Origin of the sequence: Paenibacillus amylolyticus, assembly GCF_050990605.1 — a bacterium.
In the GTDB taxonomy this organism is placed as follows: domain Bacteria; phylum Bacillota; class Bacilli; order Paenibacillales; family Paenibacillaceae; genus Paenibacillus; species Paenibacillus amylolyticus_H.
In genome coordinates this window covers 435,100-460,082 of the sequence record NZ_CP158832.1, presented here as the reverse complement: position 1 = coordinate 460,082, position 24,983 = coordinate 435,100, and the positions used below count along the sequence as shown (strand labels likewise).

Sequence of the window (24,983 nt, the reverse complement as noted above, 5' to 3'; positions counted from 1 at the left end):
AAGCATTCAATATACAACTCACATTTCACAACATAATTACAAACTAATTCAAGGGACGGTGAATGATCATGATCGGACCCAAAATTCGGGAAATCCGGGAGCAACTTGGACTGTCTCAGAAACAGCTGGCAGGTGAGGATATGACACGCTCATACATCAGTCTCATCGAAAAAGGCAGAGCCGTTCCCTCTCAGCGTATGTTGAAAATCATTGCTCGAAGACTCAATACACCAATGGAATACTTCTTGGGAGGAAGTGCGACAACGGACACCGATATTGGTGAAGCTGTCCTGGACAAAGCCAAAGCCTACTATGCTGAGCAGAATGATCCTGCCTGTATCCGTATGGCTCACAAAGTTCTGACTCTGACTGAAGATGCATTAGATCAAACGGAAGCCTATCTGCTCATCATGCGAAGCCACAATAGGCTTGGCGATTACCGCCAAGCTCTGGATGATGGGGAAACTGCCGCTTTTACAGTCACCCGAACAGGAGACCGGGAGCGCATTGTCGACTATTACCTGGAAATGGGAAGAGCTGCATTTCATGCAGAACTGTTTCACGCTGCCCGAAAATACTACGAACAGTCCTATACGTACAGCAGCAAACTCAAACATCTGCAAGATAAACATATCCGTTCGTTAACCTTTCTCGGAACAACCCATTTGCGGCTCGGTAACGTGGATAAGGGACTGGATTATTATCTGAAAGCTGAAAAAGAAGCCCAAATGACCGGGCAACCGGAGTTATATGGCGAGATTACGCTGGGTTTGGGCAAGGCCTATTATATGTCCGAGCAGGACGGACACTTGCTCTTAAGTTATGACTGGACCAAGAAATCGGTAGATTCATATAAACAGGCAAATAGTAAATCCTATGTACTTGCTCTTCACAATCTGGCTGTCATTCAACTTCATATGGGACAAAAAAAAGAAGCCCTTCCCTTGCTGGCAGAATGCGCCGATATCTACGACAAACGCAATCTGCCTCACAAGAAGGCTTCTATATTAGAGGAAATCAGCAAAATTTATCTCGAAGAACGGCAACCTTTACTGGCTGAAACAGCCATCAAGGAAGCCCTTCAACTGCTGGATCAACGAGATGAAGGCATGCTCCGTGCCAAACTATATCGTCTTCTCGGCATTGTATTTCATGAGAAAGACAACACCAATGAAGGCTATTACTTCCTTCGAATGAGTTACGATCTGCTTAAACGCATCCATGCAGATCGTGAGGCTGATATTAGCCACAAACTTCTATTGCTTAGCGGACAAGAACAGAAGATGAGCTATGACGAATATAAAGCCTATATCAAATAAAACGGCCTCCATCTTCTCCTAACAACTATTCAGGAATAGGATCATTCAGATCAAGCGGTTGCACCGTTATTTGCATATATGACGAGTGGCCCAAGGATATATGGGACTGAAGAGCTTCCCCTGAATTTTGAAGATGTCCATTGTACAATGAAAACAACATGACAATGGCCATAGACAACCCGCTCGCAACAATCCGAAGCTTGAATCTTTTATTATCCACGTCCATCTCTCCTTGTGCATATGGTTTGGCAGCCGAACATACCGTGTACACTCTAGCGAACCTAAGATGTATTGTACGGATAATTGCAATGACTTTAAATACGTTAATTACCATTTACCTCCACTTGCACATCCAACTCACGTATAAAAGGTCATATGTGCCTTATCTTCACGATAATAATCCAGACGTTGCTTCAACGTACCTGTATGCAGTTCAAACAAATGACCATCCGGATCGGTAAAATAAACGGATAATGCATCCCGCGAATCTCTTGACCTTCCGGGAAGAATGTCCGCCCCGGCTGCTCGCAGCTGCTGCACAGATGCGTCGAACTCCTCTTCTGTAACGGTAAATGCAATATGGGTATAGGTTCGTTCCGTATAGTTGCGAATAACATCCTCCTGATTCAGGGCGATCCACAGACCGGCAAGCTCGAAATAAGCCAGTTTGCGTCCTTTCACCTGAATTCGGGCACCGAGAGCCTGCTCATAAAAGGTAATGGCCCGCTCCAGATTGGATACGGAAAAGCACAAATGATTAATTCCCTGAATATTCATGTGGCTCCTGACACCTCCATCGATTTAAGGATCTATCCTTATTATGGTATATTCTGTGCAAAAAACAACCACTCTGCTGCTTCCTCCCGCACCTTCTTCTGGGCGAATGCATAGGTTATCCGTATCAATGAACGTTCGAGGAGGATGTAAAGCGAATGAATCCTGTCTATCCTTTTTACGGTGAGAAAACGGTATGCAAGGAGCAAAAGCTGGCATTTCCACCCCAGCATCAGGACCAGCAACCCGGTCTGGAAACTCTGATGGTGCCTGAACCGATTAGTGAAGATCCTGCCTATATCGGCAGCTGCAAACTCCAAGGTAAAGTTGCCATTATTACGGGTGGTGACAGTGGAATCGGCCGGGCGGCTGCCATCGCTTTTGCCAAGGAAGGTGCGGATATCGTCATTGCTTATCTATATGAACGGACAGATGCCGAAAGGACTCGTGAACGGATCGAAGAACTGGGACAGCGCTGTCTCTTAATCGAGATTGATCTTCGCTTAAAGAAAAACTGCGAAGCCGTCATCCGCTCGACGATGGAAACCTATGGGAAGATCGATATTCTGGTTAACAATCATGGCGTACAGTATGTGCAGCCAAGCATCGTTGATATTACAGAAGAACAGCTGTACCACACCTTTCAGACCAATGTGTTCGCCTATTTCTTTCTGATTCAGGCTGCTCTCCCCCATCTGTGCAGAGGCGCCTCCATTATCAATACGGCTTCCATTACGGCATACAAGGGCAACACCCAACTGATTGACTACTCTTCTACCAAAGGAGCCGTTGTATCACTGACTCGTGTACTCGCCCAATCGCTTGCTGCACAGGGAATTCGCGTGAACTCCGTCGCTCCCGGACCGATCTGGACACCTCTTATTCCTGCCAGCTTCTCTGCGGAAGATGTACAGGTATTTGGAACAGATACACCTATGGGTCGGGCTGGTCAGCCTTACGAACTGGCGGCAGCCTACGTTTATCTTGCTTCCCGCGATTCATCCTACGTCACAGGTGAATGCATTCATGTCAATGGCGGCGATATGGTAACGACTTAGGCTGATGTCAGGTTGGATTTGGCAGGTGTGGCAGGATATCGGTTGTCCGGTTGCGAAGAGGGTTAGGAGTATGATCCGGCGATGCCGGAACCTGACATCTTGCGACAAGGAGCTGAACAACCTGATGAACTTCGATCCACTCTACCAACCGTACCCCTCTTACCGCGTGCCTGTGTATGCGAAACAAGGCATGGTCGCCACGTCACAGCCACTGGCTGCACAAGCCGGGTTGGATGTTTTGAAAAGAGGCGGCAATGCCATCGATGCCGCCATTGCAACTGCGGCAGCACTCACCGTGCTGGAGCCTACGTCCAATGGCATTGGAGGCGATGCTTTTGCCCTCGTCTGGACTGAGGGCAAACTGCATGGCCTGAATGCCAGCGGCCCTGCGCCTCAGGGCATATCCATTGAGGCGCTTCAAGCGGCAGGCCATACGGAGATGCCGAAGCTTGGGGTTGTTCCGGTGACGGTGCCTGGCGCACCGGCAGGTTGGGCTGAGCTGAGCCGCCGGTTTGGGCGGCTCACGCTGGCGGAAGCGCTGGAACCGGCCATCCGCTATGCGGAGGAAGGTTATCCGCTTGCGCCTGGGCTGGCCCGCCACTGGGCAAGGGCAGCCGAGATCTATGCACGCCAGGGCGATGCGGAAGCAGGGCGTGCGTGGTTTGAGACATTTGCTCCAGGCGGGCGTGTTCCCGCCGCTGGAGAGATGTGGCGCTCGCCGGATCATGCGGCGACGTTGCGCCAGATTGGCGAGAGCGAAGCGCGAGACTTTTACGAAGGGGAACTGGCCGAACGCATTCATTCCTTTATGGCAGAGCACGATGGTTATCTGACCAAAGACGATCTGGCGGCATTCCGGCCGGAGTGGGTTGATCCCATCTCCGTCTCCTATCGCGGATACGATGTATGGGAGATTCCACCGAATGGACAAGGATTGATTGCTCTGGCGACGCTTAATCTGCTGAAAGGTTACGAATTCGAAGAGAAAGAATCTGTTCAGTCGTATCATCAGCAGCTCGAAGCCATGAAACTGGCATTTGCCGATGGGGAGAAATACATTACGGAAGAACGCAAAATGGGCGTATCGGCCGAGGAACTGCTATCTGAGGCATATGCGGAAGAACGGCGCAAACTCATTGGTGATACTGCACGTGCACCCGAGGCAGGTGATCCACGAGCAAGTGGAACGGTTTATCTGGCTACAGCGGACGGTGAAGGCAACATGGTTTCCTTTATCCAGAGTAACTATATGGGCTTCGGGTCTGGACTTGTTGTGCCGGGGACAGGCATTGCCCTGCAAAATCGTGGACACAACTTCTCACTGGACCCGAATCATGCAAACGCTCTGGAGCCTGGCAAACGCACATATCATACAATCATTCCGGGGTTCCTCACCCGTGGCAACGAAGCAGTCGGGCCATTCGGTGTTATGGGTGGTTTCATGCAGCCACAGGGTCATGTACAGGTGGTCATGAATACAATCGATTATCATCTGAACCCGCAGGCTGCACTGGATTCTCCGCGCTGGCAGTGGACGAAGGGCAAAACAATTCTCGTGGAACCGGGTTTCCCGCAGCACATTGCACAGGCACTCGCCCGCAAGGGACATGATATTCAAGTGGCGCTTGATCCATCCCAGTTTGGACGCGGTCAGATCATCTGGCGCAACCCGGACAATGGTGTATTTTGCGGGGGGACGGAAACCCGAGCGGATGGCTCGATTGCAGCTTGGTAAAACTGGTGAGATTCATTTATAAGGACAAGTAAGGATGTCACGATACGATCCGCTTCTCATATCTGCTAGTTCACTTCAAAGACACATGTGATCTCTGTTGTGTCTTTTTGTCTTTTTGGACTTTAAACATCAGTAAACAACAGACTGTAGTTATTCAATCCCCCTTTTAACCAGAAAAATGTAAAACTAATGTATAATTCATGAAATATTTTTATATTTACGTAAATTTTCACTACATATCATAAATCACAATGCCTCTCTGTCCGATATAGATAAAGGGAAATCAGCAAAAAGCGACTATAGAAATGAGGGTACCACACATGAAAACAAACAAGAGCAGACGCGCAGGTCTAGGTCTCACCCTAATGATGATCCTGACGGTACTGATCCTGGGGGCATGTTCAGCCAATAATACAACAACGTCAACAGACACAAGAACGAAGGTCGGGATCGTGCTTACCGAAGTGGGTCTGGGTGACCGTTCTTTTAATGATGCTGCTTTTGATGGGCTGGTTCAGGCCAGAGACGAGAAAAGCATTGTCTTTGACTATCGTGAACCGGGCGGGAATGGATCTTTTGAAGCTGCATTTGAGGAGTTGGCGGTTGCCAAATTCGACCTGATTATTGGTCTGAGTGATACGGTACAGCCCGACATGGAGAAGATCGCTGCCAAGTATCCGGATCAGCAATTCCTGTTGATTGACAGTCAGTCCGAATTGCCTAACATTGCCTCCATCTCATTCCGGGCGGAAGAAGGCAGTTATCTGGCAGGTGTGATTGCCGCTATGGCCACAACCGAAAATCATGTTGGCTTCCTTGGTGGAATGGAGATACCGGTCCTTCGTCATTTCGAGCAGGGGTTTAAGCAAGGTGTTCTGGCTGTCAAGCCGGATGCAACCGTTGATGTTGTCTACGCAGGGGACTTCGGTAATGCCGATCTGGGTGAACAACTGGCTACACAGATGATTCAGGACAAGGGCGCTGACGTGATCTACGTAGCCGCCGGTCTCACAGGCGTGGGTGCACTGACGGAGATTCAAAAATTAGGAAAGTACGCCATTGGTGTAGATACCGATCAATTCTTTTTGGCGGAAAAAGCCATTCTGACGTCCATGCTGAAAAATGTGGATGTCTCCATCTATAATGCCGTTAACACGTTTATTCAAAACAATCATAACTTCCCTCAAAAAGAAATCGTGGAGGGGCTGGCGGAGAACGCCGTGGGTCTGACTGCTCTACATAATATCACGCTCAGTGATGAACAACAGCAAACCTTCGAAGATCTGAAGGCAAAGATCTCTTCCGGTCAAATCAAAATTACGCTTGATCAATAACCCATCGGATACGAGGAGGTACGCACATGAAACTACAGGGAAAACTGATTTTTAATGCTCTAATTTCACTACTTCTATGCCTTGTGCTAGTTGCTTATATCATCATGCAACTGCTCAACATGAATGCCAAAAATCAAAATCTGGTACCTGCCATGCTCAAGGTTAGTGAACTGAACGCCAATCAGATTCAGACCCAGCAAGCGTTGGATGTCTACTCATTCTCCATGACAGCAGGAAACCAGGACGCCGTACTTCGCTTGCTGGATGAAGGTCAAACGATGATTCAGGAGCTTACGGACGGATTGCTCGAAACAGATCAGCAGTTACAACTTATACAGTCCATCGATACTAAATTACAAGCTCTCAACCAGGGAGCCACCGAAGCGATGAGCGCGATGAACAGTGCGGAAGCGAAACGTTACAGCACTCGGGTTCGGGGCATACAGAATGATATCTATTCGTTAGATGAGATGACTCGAGATCGTTATGATCAATACACCGTCGATTTGGAACATGACATTCAGCAAACGTGGCAAGCCGCCCTGGCAGGAGCCATCGTATTGCTCGTCGCCGTAATGTTGTTCAATATGTATACTTCACGTCAGATCGCCCGGCGTATTCGTACGCTCAAAGACGCTGCGGGACAAATTGCGGACGGTGACCTGACCGGACAATTACCGGAAGCCCGGGGCAAAGATGAACTCGATGACCTGAGTCGCTCCTTCGGGATCATGACCCATAATATCCGCGGCATTATTCAGTCGATTGGTGAAGCGGGTCATCGTGTCGATCTGATGGCGCAAGATATCGACCGCGGCAATGATACAGCCCAAGCGATCGTGCAGCAAGTATCCCGCACCACGGAGGAACTCTCGATTGGCAGTCAAAAGATTGCCGAGGATCTGAGTGAAACGGTGATGGTTGTGGACAAAATGCAGTCTACCTTCAATGGCAATCTGGAGGCCACTTCCCAATCGGTGATCGATGGTCGTGAAGTATTAGCTACCGTTGAGGAAGGCAATAAGGCTGTAGCAGAGCAACTCCGCCTGGCCGAAGTGAATCGCATGGCGATGTCCGAGGTAGAACAAACGGTGCAGGAACTGGAAGAAAGTGCGGTTCGAATCACTACGATGACGGCATACGTATCGGAGATTGCCAAACAAACGACCATGCTCTCGTTAAATGCCTCCATAGAGGCTGCTCGCGCTGGAGAAGCCGGACGTGGCTTCGCTGTTGTTGCGGGCGAGGTGAATAAACTCGCCGAACAATCTGCACAATCGGTCAAACATATCTATGCGGCTGTGGGCGAGATCACAACCTCCATGGACAAGGTGAAGCACTCTGTAGCGCAAAGCATGCAGCTATTCGGCGAACAGGAACAAGCCACCAGCCAGACTCGTGAATCCTTCTCTGCTATTCGTGAAAGTGTGGAGCGCATTAGTACGGGCATCCATCAGCTTGCTGAGGACATGCAACACTCCAATGAACTCAGTACACAGGTGCAACAGGCCATCGAAAGTATCAGTGCCATCACCGAGCAGTCGGCTGCCAGCAGTGAAGAGATTACCGCTTCCACGTCGGAACAACAACGTTCCTTCGCTGATGCAAGCATCAAGGTGAAGTCATTGCGTGATATCAGTGCAGAGATGCATCAGGAACTGCTGCGATTCCGGCTATAAGCAGGTTGTCGGGAGAATTCGGGCCAGACGTAGGCCGGATGTAGTTTAGATACAGGTGAGATGCAGATTATAGGCAGGTTACAGGCGATCAGTTAGCGTGAACATACAAACAAATAAAGGGGAGCCTCCGTCATGAATCATGACAGGGCTCCCCTTTTCAGTGACGGATTTCGGACATTTCCGACTTTATAAAAGGAATAATAAACTGCGGATAACAGCGATCGGAAAGTTGTTCTGACATTGGAGTATCCAGTGTAAATATTCTTTAGTTCAATTTATATAGATAACAAGACATCAGCGTTTCATCGTCATAGGCAGTAGCCTAAAATCACGAGCTTGTCCCATACCTGTCCCATTCTCACAATGCGTCGATGATGTCTCCGGCCAGTAGGGACGACGGGTCACCGCGCAGCAGGGCTGCTCGTTCGGCGGCCTGTCCGTGTAGATATACGCCGAACGTGGCGGCCTGCTCCGCGCTGAGCCCTTGGGCAAGCAGACCGGCGATGATGCCGGTCAATACGTCTCCGGCACCGCCAGTCGCCATGCCGGCGTGCCCGGTGGTGTTGATGTACGCCTCGCCGGATGGCGTTGCGATGACCGTTCGTGCTCCCTTGAGCACAAGGGTCACGCCCTGCTCGCGGGCGTATTGTGCAGCGTGTCCAATGCGGTCACGCTGCACCTCTTGGGTCGACATGCCCAGCAGTCGGCCCATCTCGCCAGGGTGCGGCGTCAGAATTGTCGCCGCACTTCGCTTGCCCCAGTCGCGAGGCCCATGTGGGCCAGCGTCTGCCAGCATGTTGAGAGCGTCCGCGTCGATGACGAGCGGACGATCCGCATGTTGCCACAGACGGCGCAGCCAATCTGTGTCGCCCTTGAAGCGACCGAGGCCCGGGCCGGTCGCGAGCACGTCGCGGCTCTCCGCGAGACGCAGCAAGGCGTCGGCGGAAGCCGCGTTCCATTCGCCGCTGTCGCCATCGGCGGCGGCAGCGAGCATGAGCTCGGGCACGGTGCCGATGACATGCGGCAGCAGTGCCGCGGGCAGCGCCCATGTGGCGAGCCCGCAGCCGGCGCGCAGCGAGGCTTTGGCCGAGAGCAGGCCAGCGCCGCTCATCGGCAGACTTCCTGCGGCCAGCAACACGTGGCCGTAGGTGCCCTTGTGGCCATCCGGTGCCCGGAGGCGGCCTGTGTCCACGCGCAGCGCACCGCGCAGCACCTCGTCCGTCAGCAGACGGACCGAGGGGCCATGCTCTGGCGCAAGCCGCGCGGGAATGCCGATGGCGCGCACCACAATGCGCCCCGCGGCAGAAGCGCCCGGGTACTGCACCAGCCCGCGCTTGAGCAGCGCGAGGCATACCGTCACCCGGGCTTGAATGCAGGGCTCGTACACCTCTCCGGTATCGGCGTCCAGCCCGCTTGGCACATCGGCGGACACGATCGGCTTGCCGCTGTCGTTCGCCGCCTTAATCAGCGCCGCGTAAGCTCCCCGCGGCGCCCCCCGCGAGCCGGTGCCCAGCAGCGCATCCACGATGCCTGTGCACCGGCTGAAGTCCACGGCTTCGCGCCCGTGGACAAGAGCAGGGATGCCGAGCTTCGCGGCGGCATCCCGTTGCACTGCGGCTTCGCCCCGCAGTGCCTCAGGGGCATCGGCGTAGACCAAGGTCACGCCAAGCCCTGCTTCAACCAAATGGCGCGCGGCCACCAGCCCATCGCCGCCATTATTGCCCTTGCCGATCAGCATGTACCACTGCTGATCTCCCGGGCGCTCCATCACCAGCGCCGGATCGGCGATGATGTCGCCACCATAACCTTGCCGATCGCCGGGCCCGGTGTGTGCCCACCGCGCATCGCCTTTACTGCTATAGCCCTTGCTGCTATAACCCAGCTGCCCTGAATCTGCAAGCCCGCCTGCTTCCTGCCCTTCCCGGCACAGCTTGATCACTTCCTCAGCTATGGCGCGGCCTGCATTCTCCATTAGACTTGCTGCCGGAATACCGAGCTGATGAATGGTATACTCGTCCACAGCTCTCATCTGTTCAGCGGTTACGATAAACAACGGTCATCCCTCCCGTCCAAGCTCATCTCATACCTAAAAGCAACAACTTCGCACCTGAAACCTGCATCCTATATGTGTATCGCTAACATTCTCTTTATCTCATCCAGTTGCCACCATGCATTTCATGCATCAACTGAAACTCTAATGAACGTGTATACGAGCCCTAGATTATTCAGCCCTCAGACCGTTTGTCTACGCTTAATAACCTACCGTAAACCGTGCCTGGATAAACTGCGGATCGTCCAGTTCATCCACCAAAGCCGCTGCAAAATCGCCAACGGAGATCGAGCTTTCCCCCATATCATCCGTAATCACCCGGTTCATGCCAACCCGGAACTGGCCAGTCCGACGTCCTGTTGTGATTGTCGCAGCAGGGCTCATGTAGGTCCAGTGAATACCTGATGCTTCAATCAGGTCATATGCATCTGCATGGGCTTTTGCCAGTGGCTTGACTTCTTCCGGGAATCCCGGCGTATCCATCAGCATATCACCGGAATCCGTCAGCAAACTTCCCGCTCCACCAACTACAACCAGACGTCCTGCTTTTGCCCGTCGCACACCCTCGATTAACGAACGTGTCACTTCCAGCATCTCTTCTTCTCCACCGAACTTCGGTCCATATGCACTCACAACCACTTCTTGACCCGCTGCAAAATCAGCCACCTGATCCGGGTTAAGCAAATCTCCCTGTTCTACACGCAAACGCTCATGAACCATATCAATCTTCGAAGGGTCACGCACCACCGCTGTCACTTCATGCCCACGATCCATCAGCTCCCACAGTATCGTCTTGCCAATCGCTCCAGTTGCTCCAAAAATGGCTACTTTCATACGAATTCCCTCTTTTCTGTAGATATCATCTCATCAACTTACCGTTATTTTAATACTTAATCCTATTGTTATATACCTTAAACGGCTCACGCCATCTTAAACCGGATGTGACATCTTGTAAACGTTAATGTTCATTCGCTTAACCTCTCCAACTATGCACCAGACCACGAACAACACTTCCCCAACCGCTTTTCCTTTCCATATTATTACCTTAAACATCGCCAAAAAAGCCGCATTTGCGGCTTAAACATCACGTATTTATCTTACGTGGATACTCTACTGCAAGTTAGAAAATCAACAGCCTTCTGCGCCCAGATTCGCTCCGAATAAGCCTCGTGCGCCATGTCCTGTACAATATGAAGCTCAATCCTGCCTTCAGCTCCAGACAACCGCTTGTTTTCCATAATGTCCCGATACAATCTTTCCGTCTGCTCTACAGGACATAATTGATCCTCTTGCCCATGAATAAATTGAATATCCACCTTACTGAGCCCGGATATATAAGCTGTTGGACTTCGATCCCGCAGGGCAGATGGATCATGCAACAGCTCCCCGATTTCCGTTTGCAAGAATGATCTCAGCTTCGCTCCTCCGCTTGCGTACAGTCTTTCCAGATCTGTAAACGGTGCACAGGCAACCACATTACTCCATAGCGCCGGACTTTTACCTGCTACCAGCAATGCAAGATAAGCCCCATAGCTCACCCCATAGAGAGATACGTTTGAATAGGAAGATAACCACTGCTCCCGCATGAATTGGATGACATCTGCATCCACGCCGCCCCAATCATTCTGAATGCGCATCCTGTAATTCGTGCCGAACCCTGAACTACCGGGATAGTTCAGCCCGATAACTCGCACTCCTGCCTGATATAATCCGCTGATAACCGGGCTAAAGCTGTCAAACAGGCAATTATGAGGCCCGCCATGAAGATAGATGACCACCCGTTCTGCACCCTCCGGGTGCATGTCCATGTACGGAATCATGTCATGCCCATAGGGAACCCATCCATAGATTACATCAGGTTCCTCGTCAGGATGCTTGCCAATTCTCTCATCTCGCTCAACCGGGAAACGGGTAATCGTACGCGTTTGTTCCGAAAACCGGTATATGCCCGGCACCGGAGGACGTATGATAGATTCATATTTTCCGATCAATCCCTGCCTGTCCCTGCTGAGCACAGCCTGTGTCAAGATTCCCGGATAATCATACAGCTCATACCTCTTCTCTCTGTCCAATGTATATTGAACATATTGCCATCTGCCAGAGGTTATCCCTTCACAGAGGACGAGCTGTTGATGTGGATCGAGTTGCATTCTAATCAGTTCAGAGAAGGGTTCGCTATCCCTTGAACATACATGTACCAACTCCTCTCCTTGCCTGATCCACCCGGGCTGGAATCCATGTTCAACAGGAATCGATACCGCTACCAGATCACCCTGCTTATCCATCACAGGGTAGACATACTCCGTATAGGGGATTTCGGATGATGGAAGGATGTCTTCGGAATACGAATACACTCTTCCGAAACCACCAACGTTTACGCCAACCTCTCGTGTGGATGCAGACCAGAATACAAATTGCGGGTTGTCCAGATCAGGAGTAACCCATCTCGCTTCATCCCTTTCGGGATCGTAAAGACCTATACGGACAGCTCCTGAACGATGTCTAATGGAAAATAGCAGAATGAATTGCTCCTCTTGCCAAGCGGCCTGCATCACAGGAAATGGAAACTTCATGAATAGGCTCTGAACAAGAATTGCTTGCTTCTCATTCTCGTATATATGAAGCCATTTCCCCGACTTGTCCTGTGTAATCAACAGAACACGGTTCCTGCCCATAAACTGAATATGCTGCGTGTGCTGATCTGACCCTGTCCCATGTTCAGAAAGGCTCTGCCGGCTATCCATACGGCCTGTATCATCAAGACTGCACCATTCGCATGTATTGTCATCATAGCCCAAGAGCATACTCGTTCGTTCCTTATTCACACTCATTCGTGTCAGGAATGGATAGCCCAACCGGATTTCCTCCTCTCATTCCAGTGCTTTAACTGCTCCCATCCCTCCAACTGCAATTCCAGTTGATTGATATACTGGTCCTGTGTGTATGCATCTAGGGGTGTAACGGTCCCCAGTCTGCCTAATGTTTCCCGAATCAACCTGATCTGTGGCAGACTGGCAGCCGGTAGCCCCATCATCAGTAGAAGGTACACCCGGGATGCCCGTTCCTCTGACCCTTGAGTAATCAGCGCGCCAGCAATTTCCACCGCACGGCCAAGCAGTTTGGAATGAATAGTGTTTGTCTTCATACGTAACAATTGAATCAACAGTTCATATTCCTGCTCCTGCTCACCAAGCTGTTGATGTAATACCATTTTTAATTGCAGCACATGCCCCAGCCAATCTGCGTACACATCAACACATCGCTTCTCCGCAGCCTGCAATGTCTTACCTGCCTCTTCATAGTGACCTGCCCGGAGCTGCAAGCCCGCAATGTTTAGTAACGTCTGAATCTGAAAAACTCGCTGATCGGGTCCCTCAGGAAGCTGGCGTATACGCTGGCCCGCCTGTTGCTCCAACGTAATTGCAAGTTCTACATTGCCCGCCTGCATCTCAATTAATGCTTCACCATTATCAAGCGCAGCCCATTTCCCGTTACGATACGTTTCCGTTAGTTCTTCATGCGCAAGGATTTCCCGAGCTTTCGAATAACAGTGTCGCGCATCGGCATAATGCTTCCCGTTTTTGGTCAACAGCTGCCCCAGCTCAAACCAGAGTACTGCCTGCTGTGTTAATGACAAACGTTGAAATAACGAATTATGGTCGAAAAAATGAAAACAGGACCTGTAGCGGGCCGAATCAGGCGATTTGGACAACAAAACCCAGGCCAGCCTATTGTAGAGCGCCAGTGCTGCCTCTTTCTCCTTGCCTTTATCCTTGCTTACCATCTGTAGCTGTTCTTCCAACAAACGTCGGGTCTGATCGGGCGTATCCCTGACAAGGGATACCGGAAGTTTGAGTATGTCCTCAGGATTACTCGCTAGGGTTGGATATCGATGAAAAAAAAGCACGACACTTACTCCCCTTAGCTTCTGTCGATACAGGATATAGTGGATGGCTCCTAGATCTGCAGGGTGAAGGTAGGAAGATACTTCAACCAGAACCCATTTCCTATTGCCAGGTGTCCACCCTGATCTTTGGAATCTCAATAACGCATTTTTACATGCTACAAGATCATCCATGGGTTTAACCGGACTTAATTGATAAATCAGCGGGAGAGTAGCATACGGATCATCAACCGCGATTTGGATAGCTTTATCCTGCCAATGCGTACTCAGTTTGTGAATTTCTTGCTTCACCGCATCCGATGTCCCTTCAACGACAAACAACCCGGGTTCATGACTCACACGAAACCATTTACTTCTCAGATCATGATAATCCGTACTTTCCAGTGAGACAGGCATCATGAAAGCTCACTCTCTTTCGTGATTCGGCATACGTGTATAAGTTCAGGCACCTGTTGTAAATTCAGCGTCGTCATCAATTGATAACTGCCCCGGTTGTTTGCATCCAGTGAAGCTTTAATCCGCTGATTCGGATCGGAACTGCACCGATGGAGACCATATGCAACAAGCCATCGGGCCCATCCTTGACGTTTCGCTTCTGGTATTGTGAATATATGAGCAAGGAGTACACTGCCAAATTCATCGCTTAACAGGCTGCCCCCAATCTTCCTTCCTTCCAATTCCACAAGGCCGGAACCTTTCAGCAGCTTGCCATATACACCCTGATAAATCTCTCCGATAGCTTGACGAGCAGCTTCCCAACCTGGACAGGTAGGATCACTGGCCTGAAGCAAGTGTGCAAGGGAATCCGCCTGCCCCTCCGCAGACATCCAAACCGCGTCTTCATCAGGCATAGCCGGCACGGGAACGTCCTTCAGCTTGCCGAAAAATCGATACCGATGGGCAAGAACATCTACCCGGTATCCAAACTTCTCCCACGGAAATGAGGCAGGAGCAGTTGCATATAGAGAGGACCATGTGATTTTATCCAAAACGGATGACATTCGATCTTCCCAATAAGAATTCGAATGCGCTTCACTCCATAAATCCAGTGTATACTGCCCTTTTCCCTGATCAATCATCATAAACGAAGATAGGGTTTCGTCGTTTCCAGGTTCAACTGCATAATAGCGATCACCCGGCTCCCCCGATTCGTGCTGGCATTGCGGCAGGATATCAAATATGGATGTTAGCATCATACGCTCTCCCCTCCCTGTTATAATCGAAACCTGAATAAACCAGTGGTTCGGATGCAACAGACGGATAAAACCGGCGTAGCAGGAATGCATAGATCCCCATATAACCGGTCATATAATCCGGGGAGAAGGACTCCATATCCTCCAGAGGCCACATCCATAAGTCTTCCTGTGGATCACTTCGCAATACATACAAGCTCTGTGTATACTCCGCCAGTTTGGTTTCATATCTCCCTGGGAACTTGCGGTTAGCCAAGAGTAGAAAATCGCCATTGCCTGCAATTCCGTGACACTGCCCAAAAGAAGCAAATACTGTTGCCTGTGCCACTGCATCCGCTGCTTGAAGTCCAAGTCTGGTACAGAGGGGATCTTGTAAAATATCAGCTGCTGCCATCAAAAATCGACCCATACCCGCCGATCCATTACACCAGTGCACCCAGAGTGTATCTGGTTTTTCCGGCGATGCGGGCCAGAGACTCACGCCATTCTGCCCTCCATGACTCGTACGATCAAGTGTATGTACAATTCGCTTCACAGCAGAATAATACACTTCCTTTCCTGTACACTCCGCCAAGGCAAGCAGATAATATCCGATACCTGCGATGCCATGAGAGAATCCAAGGGAATGATGACCTTTTTTGTCCGATTCATCTTTCACTTTCCACAAACTCAATGATTCGTCTGTCTGCTCTTCTTGTTCCAAAATATAGATACCCAGTTCCTCTGCTCTTGCCAGAAGTTCAGGGCGACCGCCATTACGGTATACTTCAAGCAACATCAATCCCAACCCCGCCGCTCCATGGCTAATATTGGTCTGCACTGGCTCATGCCGGGTGATTTCCAATGCCAGATCCTCTGCACGTCGAAGCAACGATGAATCATTTATTCGTTCAGCCGTCTCTGCCATTGCCCAGGGGACAGCGCCATATCCAAAGTATAATGCTACAGGTGTCTCATCAGGAACGTAAGGGTGATTCGTCAAAATCCATTCCAATACTTCACGCGCATATTGATGATATTTTCTGTTCTCTGTAATCTGACCAAGCTGATTAAAACCAAAGGTCATCCCTGTCCAGCCAAAGTTGAAATTCGCCGGATGAAACATCTTGCTCATGCTGTTTTCCGGGAACAGTTGCAAAGGGCTATTGAAATCAAGAGAAGTATACAGTGTGTTTACCATACGCTCAGCCTGACGGAGTACTTCCCTTGCCTCAATGCCTGATGTGTCCTTCTCTATTACATCCCTGCTTCCTCCTGAATTGACCTCTTGCTGCTCCAGCAATGTAACCAGTGTTTCACGAATTTCTGATAACTTCACATATCCGCCAGACATGATCTCGATGCCCAGACTTCCCAGGCCATGAAGCTGTGTATTGCTCTGATGATCCAGATAAGCTTGTGCAGCTTCCAGATGAGATTGCCGATATTTCAGATAGGGGTCGATGGATGAAGCCATGTAATAGAAGACGGCTCCCAGTGCATACAGGTCATCCCCATAACTGGAGCGCCTGCTGTGCTCACGCCCTCGTGGCACATAACCCGGAGTATGACCAGTCAATGGATCGGCATGGGTCTTATCACTTCTAACATAAGCCAGTTCAAGATCAATCAGGCGTACACTTCCGTCCGTCAGCACAACAATATTGTTGGGCGTCAGATCATTGATCACAATCCCTTTATCGTGACATTGCTGTACCATATCCAGAATATGTATACCCATCCGATGCATATCCGCCCGGTTGTAATCTACAGCTACATGTCTGCGATGGATATATTCACGCAAGCTGATACTTTCAAAATACTCCAGGATCAGGTAGCGGTTATTTTCAGTACTAAACAGATCAAGCGGCCTTGGGGTCACCCCCGTATCCTTCATCAAATCAAGTACCCGATATTCATTATCCAAATAGTTATGAGCAGAGCGCCCACCACCGTCTACACGCATACGGTAGACTGCTTCTTTCATGACAGCCTGTTCATACGATGTGCCAGAGATGAGAAATACTCCTCCCTTGCCGGATTTCTTGAGTACACGCCTTACACGAATGTTTCGTATACCAAACTCATTGTTATTGGAATCGGCATGACGAGAAGTCACCTGATTTTTCTCCATGGCTTGGATGCGCAGTAACTCCTCGGGTTCATTCACCCAATCCGGTTTGTACCTGCCAGGTGTTCTTCGATCCTCCTCCAGCTTACCTTCAGGATTCTGGATGGCATACACTTTTGCACCCGAGTAACAGTCATAATAGAAACGATCAATGAATGCACCATAACGATAAAATACACACTGGCTACCGAGGTATGCCCGATCTGTCGGAATAGCCGGTCCTTTCAGATCGCTTGTACATGAATGCATTAGCTCAAGTAACTTCAAGAATTGCTCTTCGTCTCGTGCATAGATGGTGACACACTTCCCCGTCTGAGGCAGAGGTATGGAACCGTTAGATGTTTCAATCAGTTTCAGCCCGTTGCTCACTACTTTCCATTGCACATCATTTTCTGTTAGAACAGGTGCAATACGTCGCAGCAATTCAGCGCCTTCCACAGGGATAACCGATAAATGGATTTTCCAGCCTTGTGCGGGAAGCCTTAATTCGTCCGGTCTAAAACAAATCCAATGGTCGTCATTCGACCATTGGATGGATTGGGGAAGTTCCCGGATTATATGTTCCAAAGCGTTCTCAAAGGCGTCCTTCTTGGGGGTTACGCTTGCGAATTTCAATGAGAATCACTCCTTTTTTGATAAAGTAAGAGGGGGAGGTACAATTATTTTAGTAATGCGAGAAAATCAAAGACTTATCTTTCAAATGATTCAGTGAATAGAGCGTGTAAAGAAGTTCCTAGTTCTCAACAACGATTGTTTGTGAGCTAGTCCAGCTGCACACTGTACACAAGCTTGTTTCCTCAAACATGTTGTTATCCTCTTCAACCTCTAGTGCCATCAAATCCTGTACAGATAAAATTTCCTTGTTTTCCATGATATATTACCTCCCATTTGTCTCCCCCTCTTATAAACCAAATTCTACATAAAATTTGATATTCCTTCTTTTTAATTGAATTATTTTACATAAATTATTTACTGTATCCATTTATTTCACCTGACTATGTCAAATTACTTGTTTCCTCAGGATAAAAAGAGGCGCAATATGACATCAAATTCCGCACTACATAGAGGTCGTTTGTTGCCTCGTACGCTTGCTCCGTTCTTCACGGAAAGGTCGGACAAACAGGCTTGCCATGCCCATACAAATAACAAATGTACCAATCCCCATGTACACCCATGAAGGGTTGTACGTTTCAATGAACCATCCTCCCAGTAACAAACCAAGCGGATTACTAATGCCACTCATCAAGACACCCATGCTGTTCATGACACGTCCTCTTTTTTCTTCCGGGGTGGATAAAAGAATGGAAGTAACCAATGGTACATTCACAAGAGCAAGTCCCATCATCAACAAAAATGAACATGCAATTGCGATATACAGGTTAGGAAACATCGGCATGAGCAGCAAACTTGTGCCTGAAATGAGATAACTGATCAAAAACCATTGAGCAAGCGAGAGTCGTTTGGCATATTTACCACTGAGCAGAGAGCCTGCAATACTGCCAGCGGCAAAGGCTGACTGAAGCAGACCGTAGCCTTGTGGTCCGGCTTGCAGCACCATATTGGCAAAAATCGGCGTGAAAATGTGCAGCGGCGCACCCGCAAAATTGATAATGGCTCCAAAGATAATGCAACAGGCCAATATTTTACGGGAAAACAGGAAAGTAATCCCCTGCATGCTATCTTTGACAAAACCTGAGACTCCTTTTTGTTTCACGACTTTGGTTACAGGGATGCGGATAAAGAAAATGGATATGGCGGATAACAGAAACGTAACTGCATAGATAAACAAGATGGACTGAACCGAGATGAGCGCAATCAATATCCCCCCCATGGCGTATCCAAGCAATTCAACCGTTTTGGAGGAAGAGTTCAGTAATGCATTGGCTGGAGCTAATTGCTTTGTAGGTTCTGGCAAAATTGCGGGGATGACTGTCTGGGTAGCGGGATTGAACAAAAAACCAAGGATGGCAATGAGCAGATTGGCCGCGTAAATATGCCAAGGGAGCATGGAACCTGTCATGAACAAAAGAGCCAGAAGACAGGCTATACCTGCGCGCAATATATCTGTCCAGATCAAAAGTTGTTTTTTCGGCAGACGATCGCTGATCGTAGCCAGGGGAATGCCCAAAAATGCATAAATCAAGTACGGCAACATCGGAATCAGTGCGGCAGCAAGTGCCGACTCCGTTAATTGGAGGATATACCACATCGTCGCCATAGAAAATAAAATCTGCCCTGCGCCAGAAACCAATCTGCCAACAAGAAGCACAACAAAAGAAGGCAGGCGCAATACCGCTCGATAGCTGTCACCACGAATCTCACTTTTCATCTTTTTCACGCACCTCTCCATCGTACGTAACAGATTCATCATCACTATTACGATGCAGACGCGCTACTAGACCTGAATCTCTAATGGTTTGTTGTATCTTGGCTTTTACCCGTTCCAGTTCGGCTGTATACTCGCGTATCTCGTTCAATAAGGTCTGATGGGTTCGTATGCCTTCCCTAATCAACATTGCAGTCGCGTCTGAACGGTTTTTGGCTAATTCAAGAAATACAAGCTGATCAATGATATCAATCTCTTCCTGACTTAGTCGAACGGAAACGACTCCCTTGGCTCCCGAAAGATTTTTGTTGGCCTGCTCCACAGATCGTTCCACCATCTGGTTAAACTGAGCTTTCTGGTCATTGTACATATTCATCTCCTCCATTCTTCACGAGTGTACGCGTATATCGTAATTTGTAAATCGTAAATTGGTTTTAATTTACATTATACCTGTAAATAAATGGTTGTAAAGCAAAAAACCTTTGGATCTCCAAAGGTTCGCCGAATATGTTTATTGAACTAGTTCACTACTCTCCCTGCCTCCACCACATGCCCTCCGATTTCGGGCTGGTGTATTCAAATCCGAATTGAGCATATAGCCGATCAGCCGGAACATCCGCCAGCAGACTGACCAAACCACAGGCAGGTACTGCTTCACGCAGATAATTCATAATCTCGCTCATGATCAGTTTTCCATACCCCATTCCCTGAACATCCGGGTGTACAGCAATATCGACAACCTGAAAGAAACAACCACCATCTCCAATCACTCGCCCCATGCCTACCAGCACATCTTCTTCACGCAGACATACGGCAAACAGGCTATTCGGTAATCCAATCTCCGCCCCTTCCCTGCTCATTGCACTAAGGCCGGCAATCTGCCGCAAGGCAAGATACTCCACCGCTGCGGGTGGTGTGTGTTCAATATTCACTTGATCCATGAATTGTGCCCCTTTCTGCTTGAATTCATCTACTTCCTGTGTAATAGTGAGAGAAAGCTTACGTGAAGCGTGTTTCATGATACGTGAAGTTGCTGCAAAGGAGGAACAAGTGTGTTTCAACGTTGGATTGAAGATCTAACATCGCGCCCAGGTGCTGTAGCTGTGCTGCTTGGCGTCGTGGCTGTGCTTCTGGGGATATACATATGGTCTGCCACTGAAGTTCGCCGCAGCCACGAAAGGCGAATGCGAAGGATACGAGATACATTATACATAAGTACAGGCCTCTTGGGACAACTTACCATTCAGGAAAATCGGAATGATGAACGGTCGGAACCCGAACATAACGATCTGATCACAGCAATGTTAGCCTGCAAAGCCGCATCTTACCTATCCCCTCAACTACAGGATCAGATCCGTGATTGCATCAAGGAACATGACCCTGCCAAACTCGGACTCATGCACAGAGCACTGGAACGAGAATGCAGCGTATTATCGGATGAACTCAGCCGGGATACGCATGCAGATCATTGGGGCACAGCCCTCTGGACCATCCTTCGGCCCCTGGCTGAACCAGCCGCACTGGGGGCTACAGGGTTTCTGGTTACTGATCTGGTATTAGGTCAACGGATGTTGGATGTGCCTGTAGACTCATGGGAGAGCATGTTGCCATGGATTCGCGCGGTTTCCCTAATGATCACCATAATATATGGTTACCTGCTCTGGGCCAGCCCACGCCGGGATACACCAGGTACAGTAACCAAAATGCTCTCCTTGCTGATCGCGCTATGCTCGTTGCTCCATCTGATTGGACTTGTTGCTGCTCCCTATGCCCTGGGATTACAGTTGATTTTGTTCAGTTCAGGCTTTGGTCTGACCGGAACAAGCTCTCGCAGTGATCGCCCCTATGCAGGACATACGGAGCTGGAACCAACGAAGCAAACCTCTACGGAGATGGAAGGGAATACACGTCGTACATATGGTACCAACACCGACGAATAACTAACGCATCCAGCCCATTTTTAAGGAACTCAGGACATCTTATATGACCTCTGCGTCCTCTTTCAACATTGTAAAGAACATCAGACACGCTATTTCCCAAAATCTATCGACAAAAACGCTATAAAAAGCCGTACATCCCAATATAACGTGTCTCAGATTCCTTAGATTTCTGTCGGTGCTTCAAATCCTTGAATAAGATGCCTCAGATTCGTTAGCACTCACTCCCTGCTCATGCTCTGTTCCAAGCGCGAATGAGCGAGCAACATTGGTTTTCTCCCGTACGAGGCAAGAATTTTTATTAGTAGTAGAGGAAAACAGGATGCTCCCCTTTGCTACGTTCTGGTCGCTTGCTCATACATGCATTATGCAGTATGCAGCACGTTCCTTACTCTGGGCTCGTTTCATGCACACCTCGGCTGTGAGTAGGTTGGGAGACACGCTCTAAATCATGCAAGACTATACGCAAAAAGGGCTGAAACTAATTGTAGTTTCAGCCCTTTTCTATATTACTGATTTTGTCTTGCGAAGAGTTAAACTATATAAAACGAACTTAATAATTACACAATAAACGGAGAGGGCAGAAATAACGTGAAGAAGCGAAGCGTTCGCCTTTATCCCCAGATTTTCCCCTTTGAAGCAGGGAATCAAAAAAATCTGGGGATAACAGTGATCGGAAGGTTATTCTGTCATCGAAGTGGCATGTGTAACAGTCTTGGGTTCACTTTATATAATGGATAATCACTTCACTTATTTGACTACAACATGTGCAATGATACGACCTTTTTCGTACGTGACCGTAACGTCATAACCATCTGCCGTTACACTGTCGAATTCACCTGTAATTCCATTCGCTGTGATTAACGTAATATCTTTGGAACCTTCGATCTTATAGTTGGACAAGTCCAGATTCAGGTTTCCTCCATCAATATAGAGCTTTCTGCCGACATTCAGTTGACTGTTGCCATCAGCGACTACCAATTCCAGCGTACCATTATCCATGGTGAAGTTTCTATTCAAGTTTAATGCTCCATCGACATTCACAACCACTGTTCCATTTTCCACATACAGATCACCTGTACCAAAAGCCGTTGCGGATTTGGCTACCAGTGTTCCTGCTTGCAGCAAGGTTCCGCCTGTGTAGTTATTTTTCCCTGTCAATGTCAGAGTTCCTGTTCCCTTTTTCGTGAGCATTCCACTACCAGTGATATCATTTCTCCACCAGTCTTCTGCATTAAACCGTCCTTTGGAAGCATCCATATCTACGGTTACATTGTTCAAGAATGCACCGTATCCATCTGAGGCTGTTACCAGATCAATTCTACCCCAGCCCTTGGATTCATCCAGTACAGGATATCCAGAGTCAATGGATGTTGTATACAATACTTGTCTGCGTTGCTCATCTGTTAGATACGGTTGACGCGTTTCTAGCAAAACTTCTGCTCCTTGCGGTACAACGGGAGCCAAACCTTTGGTTCCTGTTTGTGGCAGACCGTAAGTCATCTTCTCTCTATAGAAGGCTTTATTGGCATCATGATCTTCCCATTTGTGTTCATCGTAAGCACTCTTGAACGTGTAATCCTCTGTTACGGTGTGTGCATACTCATACAGACTCAACTTTTTTTCCTTGGCTGCAGCTCCAAATACTTCTCCTGCATTCTCATAGCCTTTCTCTAACACTTCTCTGTTATCAGCCTGATTAAGTGCATATGCAGCCATGGCTGTGGACTGTATTCTTCCGCCTATAACATCAAGTGGTGAGTGCATCCCTGCTACGATGCGATTCTCGCCCAACTGAGCTGCTCTCGTTAACAATTCAGAGAATCGTTCTGGTGTAGCGTATGCCAAAGGAAATACGGATAAGTAGGCTGCACTTGTATGTCCGCTCGGAAATCCGCCATCTTTTCCTCTTCCATCCTCAGCAATTCGTTTGACATAACTTAAGGCAGGAATAAGCTTTACATTGGTTTCGTATTGCTGGTAATGTTTTTCTCCGGTTGATTTGATGCCGCCCGAAGCCAGAGGTACTTCTTTTTTCTCACCTTCGCCCAAGGTTGCCCATACAGGTAGTCCTTTGCTGTCAACCACTTCTTTCACTTCTCCATTGGAATTCATTCTCCACGGTCTCGGGGAAGAGTAGAAATATTTAGAGGGATTAGATGAGGCAGGAATTTTGAATCGAACCAGATCAACCAAATTAACCAAGTCTGAAAGTTCCGTTTGTGCTTCCCAATCTCCAATACCTTGGCTTTCATCTTCCACTGTTTCTTCGGTCAATACCACATTCATCTCGTCCACCGTTCGTTCAACATTTGTCTTTGGCTTGATGATATCTACATACGTGTTAGCCAGCGGACCAAAGCCCTCCATCACGCTATAGATCTTATCTCTTTGGTCATCATAGTAGGCTGCCAAAGCCTCTTCACCCGTGCGGTTTTGCGTGACCTTTTCTACATATTTGATATTGGCTTCCCAAGTCGCTTTGTTTCGGATCTCTTCATTTGCATATGTTTTCTGATCAGTGACGGCTACGGTTGGATCATTCTTAAAGCCATCATAATATGGGGACGGTCCATCTCCATACTTTGCATTCTTTCCGTCAGCTCCAATTTTGGTTGCCGCTGTTCCGTCTCTCCAATCTGCTTGATTCATGGACCATACTTGATCAAAACCGTCCAAAATATTAATAAACGGATTGGTTTCCGCAATATTTTTCAAGGTGTCATCTCCAGCATTGGCTCCGTGCTTCACGGCAGACAAACGGGCTTCATCTGCTGGGGGATTAACATTCAGTACGGATGCGGTTCCTTTTGGCTTAGCTGGTTTGGCTGCTGTAGTAGCATCTGTTTCCACAGCCTTAACGAGCGCAGACACGGCTTCGGCACGAGTAATGGAATTAAGCGGTTTGAAGCTTCCGTCTGCATAACCAGAGATAATTTTCGCTGCTGCCGCTCCACCTACTGCGCCTTTGCTCCACGCCGCAATAGAAGATGAATCGCTAAATACATTTGCTGCTGTTTCATTTAACTCCAAATTCAAAATGCCAGCGATCACTTTAGCTGCTTCCTGACGGGTGATCGGATCTTGCGGCTTCATGGTGCCATCGGTGTATCCATCTATATATCCATTTGCATTTGCAATAGAAATGGCTTCGTAATACCATGCACTCTCAGACACATCGTTGAAGGTAATTTTAGCTTGTCCGGAATATCCAAAGGCACCGTTTACCAAATTCATAAATTCTGCTCTGGTAATATACGTATTCGGTTTAAATGAACGATCCAGGTAACCCCGAATTAATCCTTCATCACCCCATGCTTGAATATTTGCTTCCGCCCAGTGTCCCTTAATATCAGAGAACTGAATCTTCTGATCGGCTGCAAAACTCTTCTCTGCAAATGTCGGACCTGCCATAGACAACATTAGAAGTAATGCCAGTGACTTTTTAAGTGGTTTTCTCATGGCTTGCAAATACACGCTCCCATTATGGTAAATTATTTTTTTGCTCCTGCATCTGCAAATGAGTAAGAAAGTCTCTATACAGATGTCTGATCTGCCGTTACT

The 24,983-nt window shown here is 48.6% G+C and carries 19 protein-coding genes; 6 read left to right on the top strand and 13 right to left on the bottom strand.

Going from position 1 to position 24,983, the window contains the following annotated elements:
* Positions 1-68: 68 nt before the first annotated feature.
* Positions 69-1,319 (top strand): helix-turn-helix domain-containing protein, encoded by a 1,251-nt coding sequence (locus tag ABTV53_RS02150; protein ID WP_433750107.1) that lies wholly within the window; start codon positions 69-71, stop codon positions 1,317-1,319.
* A gap of 25 nt (positions 1,320-1,344) precedes the next feature.
* Here the strand turns inward: ABTV53_RS02150 and ABTV53_RS02145 are convergent, their stop codons facing one another.
* Together ABTV53_RS02145 and fosB are read right to left on the bottom strand one after the other, a co-directional pair.
* Positions 1,345-1,539: a hypothetical protein gene (locus ABTV53_RS02145; protein WP_433750104.1), complete on the bottom strand. Its 195-nt coding sequence runs from the start codon at positions 1,537-1,539 to the stop codon at positions 1,345-1,347.
* A gap of 137 nt (positions 1,540-1,676) precedes the next feature.
* Positions 1,677-2,096, bottom strand: coding sequence for a metallothiol transferase FosB (gene fosB, locus ABTV53_RS02140; protein ID WP_433750103.1), 420 nt, complete (start codon positions 2,094-2,096; stop codon positions 1,677-1,679).
* Between the two features lie 155 nt (positions 2,097-2,251).
* Between fosB and ABTV53_RS02135 the strand changes: the two genes are divergently transcribed.
* From ABTV53_RS02135 to ABTV53_RS02120, 4 genes are all read left to right on the top strand, one after another.
* Positions 2,252-3,151 carry a glucose 1-dehydrogenase gene (locus ABTV53_RS02135; protein ID WP_433750101.1) on the top strand — a complete coding sequence of 300 codons (900 nt, stop codon included), beginning with the start codon at positions 2,252-2,254 and terminating at the stop codon, positions 3,149-3,151.
* A gap of 124 nt (positions 3,152-3,275) precedes the next feature.
* The gene (locus tag ABTV53_RS02130) at positions 3,276-4,886 is read left to right on the top strand and encodes a gamma-glutamyltransferase family protein (RefSeq protein WP_433754012.1); all 1,611 of its coding nucleotides are present in this window, start codon (positions 3,276-3,278) and stop codon (positions 4,884-4,886) included.
* Between the two features lie 320 nt (positions 4,887-5,206).
* Positions 5,207-6,220 (top strand): BMP family lipoprotein, encoded by a 1,014-nt coding sequence (locus ABTV53_RS02125; RefSeq protein ID WP_433750098.1) that lies wholly within the window; start codon positions 5,207-5,209, stop codon positions 6,218-6,220.
* 26 nt (positions 6,221-6,246) lie between these two features.
* Positions 6,247-7,899: a methyl-accepting chemotaxis protein gene (locus tag ABTV53_RS02120; RefSeq protein ID WP_433750095.1), complete on the top strand. Its 1,653-nt coding sequence runs from the start codon at positions 6,247-6,249 to the stop codon at positions 7,897-7,899.
* 358 nt (positions 7,900-8,257) lie between these two features.
* On the opposite strand, the gene ABTV53_RS02115 is transcribed toward ABTV53_RS02120, so the two are convergent.
* The 10 genes from ABTV53_RS02115 to ABTV53_RS02070 form a co-directional block, all read right to left on the bottom strand.
* Positions 8,258-9,952 (bottom strand): NAD(P)H-hydrate dehydratase, encoded by a 1,695-nt coding sequence (locus ABTV53_RS02115; protein WP_433750092.1) that lies wholly within the window; start codon positions 9,950-9,952, stop codon positions 8,258-8,260.
* A gap of 198 nt (positions 9,953-10,150) precedes the next feature.
* A complete protein-coding gene (locus ABTV53_RS02110) occupies positions 10,151-10,783 on the bottom strand; it encodes an NAD(P)-dependent oxidoreductase (RefSeq protein WP_433750089.1) in 633 nt (210 codons plus the stop codon).
* A 263-nt stretch (positions 10,784-11,046) separates the two neighbouring features.
* On the bottom strand, positions 11,047-12,804 hold the full coding sequence (locus ABTV53_RS02105; RefSeq protein ID WP_433750086.1) for an alpha/beta hydrolase family protein: 1,758 nt from the start codon (positions 12,802-12,804) through the stop codon (positions 11,047-11,049).
* Entirely contained in the window at positions 12,786-14,252 is a 1,467-nt protein-coding gene (locus ABTV53_RS02100; protein WP_433750083.1) for a tetratricopeptide repeat protein, read from the bottom strand. Before ABTV53_RS02100 ends, ABTV53_RS02105 begins: the two co-directional genes overlap by 19 nt.
* On the bottom strand, positions 14,249-15,049 hold the full coding sequence (locus tag ABTV53_RS02095; protein WP_433750080.1) for a hypothetical protein: 801 nt from the start codon (positions 15,047-15,049) through the stop codon (positions 14,249-14,251). The genes ABTV53_RS02100 and ABTV53_RS02095 overlap by 4 nt, the downstream gene beginning before the upstream one ends.
* Positions 15,027-17,771: a lanthionine synthetase LanC family protein gene (locus ABTV53_RS02090; RefSeq protein WP_433750077.1), complete on the bottom strand. Its 2,745-nt coding sequence runs from the start codon at positions 17,769-17,771 to the stop codon at positions 15,027-15,029. Before ABTV53_RS02090 ends, ABTV53_RS02095 begins: the two co-directional genes overlap by 23 nt.
* 118 nt (positions 17,772-17,889) lie before the next feature.
* A complete protein-coding gene (locus ABTV53_RS02085; protein WP_307540224.1) occupies positions 17,890-18,027 on the bottom strand; it encodes a hypothetical protein in 138 nt (45 codons plus the stop codon).
* A 186-nt stretch (positions 18,028-18,213) separates the two neighbouring features.
* Positions 18,214-19,485 (bottom strand): MFS transporter, encoded by a 1,272-nt coding sequence (locus ABTV53_RS02080; RefSeq protein WP_433754010.1) that lies wholly within the window; start codon positions 19,483-19,485, stop codon positions 18,214-18,216.
* The gene (locus ABTV53_RS02075; protein ID WP_433750074.1) at positions 19,475-19,852 is read right to left on the bottom strand and encodes a hypothetical protein; all 378 of its coding nucleotides are present in this window, start codon (positions 19,850-19,852) and stop codon (positions 19,475-19,477) included. The genes ABTV53_RS02080 and ABTV53_RS02075 overlap by 11 nt, the downstream gene beginning before the upstream one ends.
* Positions 19,853-20,009: 157 nt before the next feature.
* Positions 20,010-20,423 carry a GNAT family N-acetyltransferase gene (locus tag ABTV53_RS02070; RefSeq protein WP_433750071.1) on the bottom strand — a complete coding sequence of 138 codons (414 nt, stop codon included), beginning with the start codon at positions 20,421-20,423 and terminating at the stop codon, positions 20,010-20,012.
* A gap of 111 nt (positions 20,424-20,534) precedes the next feature.
* Here ABTV53_RS02070 and ABTV53_RS02065 point away from each other — a divergent pair, with 111 nt between their 5' ends.
* The gene (locus ABTV53_RS02065; protein ID WP_433750069.1) at positions 20,535-21,422 is read left to right on the top strand and encodes a hypothetical protein; all 888 of its coding nucleotides are present in this window, start codon (positions 20,535-20,537) and stop codon (positions 21,420-21,422) included.
* A 747-nt stretch (positions 21,423-22,169) separates the two neighbouring features.
* Here the strand turns inward: ABTV53_RS02065 and ABTV53_RS02060 are convergent.
* On the bottom strand, positions 22,170-24,881 hold the full coding sequence (locus tag ABTV53_RS02060) for an S-layer homology domain-containing protein (protein ID WP_433754009.1): 2,712 nt from the start codon (positions 24,879-24,881) through the stop codon (positions 22,170-22,172).
* Positions 24,882-24,983: the final 102 nt, after the last annotated feature.

Excerpts from the sequence above, each read along its gene's own strand:
- ABTV53_RS02150 (WP_433750107.1), top strand. The coding sequence starts at position 69 with ATGATCGGACCCAAAATTCGGGAAATCCGGGAGCAACTTGGACTGTCT.
- fosB (WP_433750103.1), bottom strand. The coding sequence starts at position 2,096 with ATGAATATTCAGGGAATTAATCATTTGTGCTTTTCCGTATCCAATCTG.
- ABTV53_RS02135 (WP_433750101.1), top strand. The coding sequence starts at position 2,252 with ATGAATCCTGTCTATCCTTTTTACGGTGAGAAAACGGTATGCAAGGAG.
- ABTV53_RS02130 (WP_433754012.1), top strand. The coding sequence starts at position 3,276 with ATGAACTTCGATCCACTCTACCAACCGTACCCCTCTTACCGCGTGCCT.
- ABTV53_RS02125 (WP_433750098.1), top strand. The coding sequence starts at position 5,207 with ATGAAAACAAACAAGAGCAGACGCGCAGGTCTAGGTCTCACCCTAATG.
- ABTV53_RS02120 (WP_433750095.1), top strand. The coding sequence starts at position 6,247 with ATGAAACTACAGGGAAAACTGATTTTTAATGCTCTAATTTCACTACTT.
- ABTV53_RS02110 (WP_433750089.1), bottom strand. The coding sequence starts at position 10,783 with ATGAAAGTAGCCATTTTTGGAGCAACTGGAGCGATTGGCAAGACGATA.
- ABTV53_RS02100 (WP_433750083.1), bottom strand. The coding sequence starts at position 14,252 with ATGATGCCTGTCTCACTGGAAAGTACGGATTATCATGATCTGAGAAGT.
- ABTV53_RS02095 (WP_433750080.1), bottom strand. The coding sequence starts at position 15,049 with ATGATGCTAACATCCATATTTGATATCCTGCCGCAATGCCAGCACGAA.
- ABTV53_RS02085 (WP_307540224.1), bottom strand. The coding sequence starts at position 18,027 with ATGGAAAACAAGGAAATTTTATCTGTACAGGATTTGATGGCACTAGAG.
- ABTV53_RS02080 (WP_433754010.1), bottom strand. The coding sequence starts at position 19,485 with ATGAAAAGTGAGATTCGTGGTGACAGCTATCGAGCGGTATTGCGCCTG.
- ABTV53_RS02075 (WP_433750074.1), bottom strand. The coding sequence starts at position 19,852 with ATGTACAATGACCAGAAAGCTCAGTTTAACCAGATGGTGGAACGATCT.
- ABTV53_RS02070 (WP_433750071.1), bottom strand. The coding sequence starts at position 20,423 with ATGGATCAAGTGAATATTGAACACACACCACCCGCAGCGGTGGAGTAT.
- ABTV53_RS02060 (WP_433754009.1), bottom strand. The coding sequence starts at position 24,881 with ATGAGAAAACCACTTAAAAAGTCACTGGCATTACTTCTAATGTTGTCT.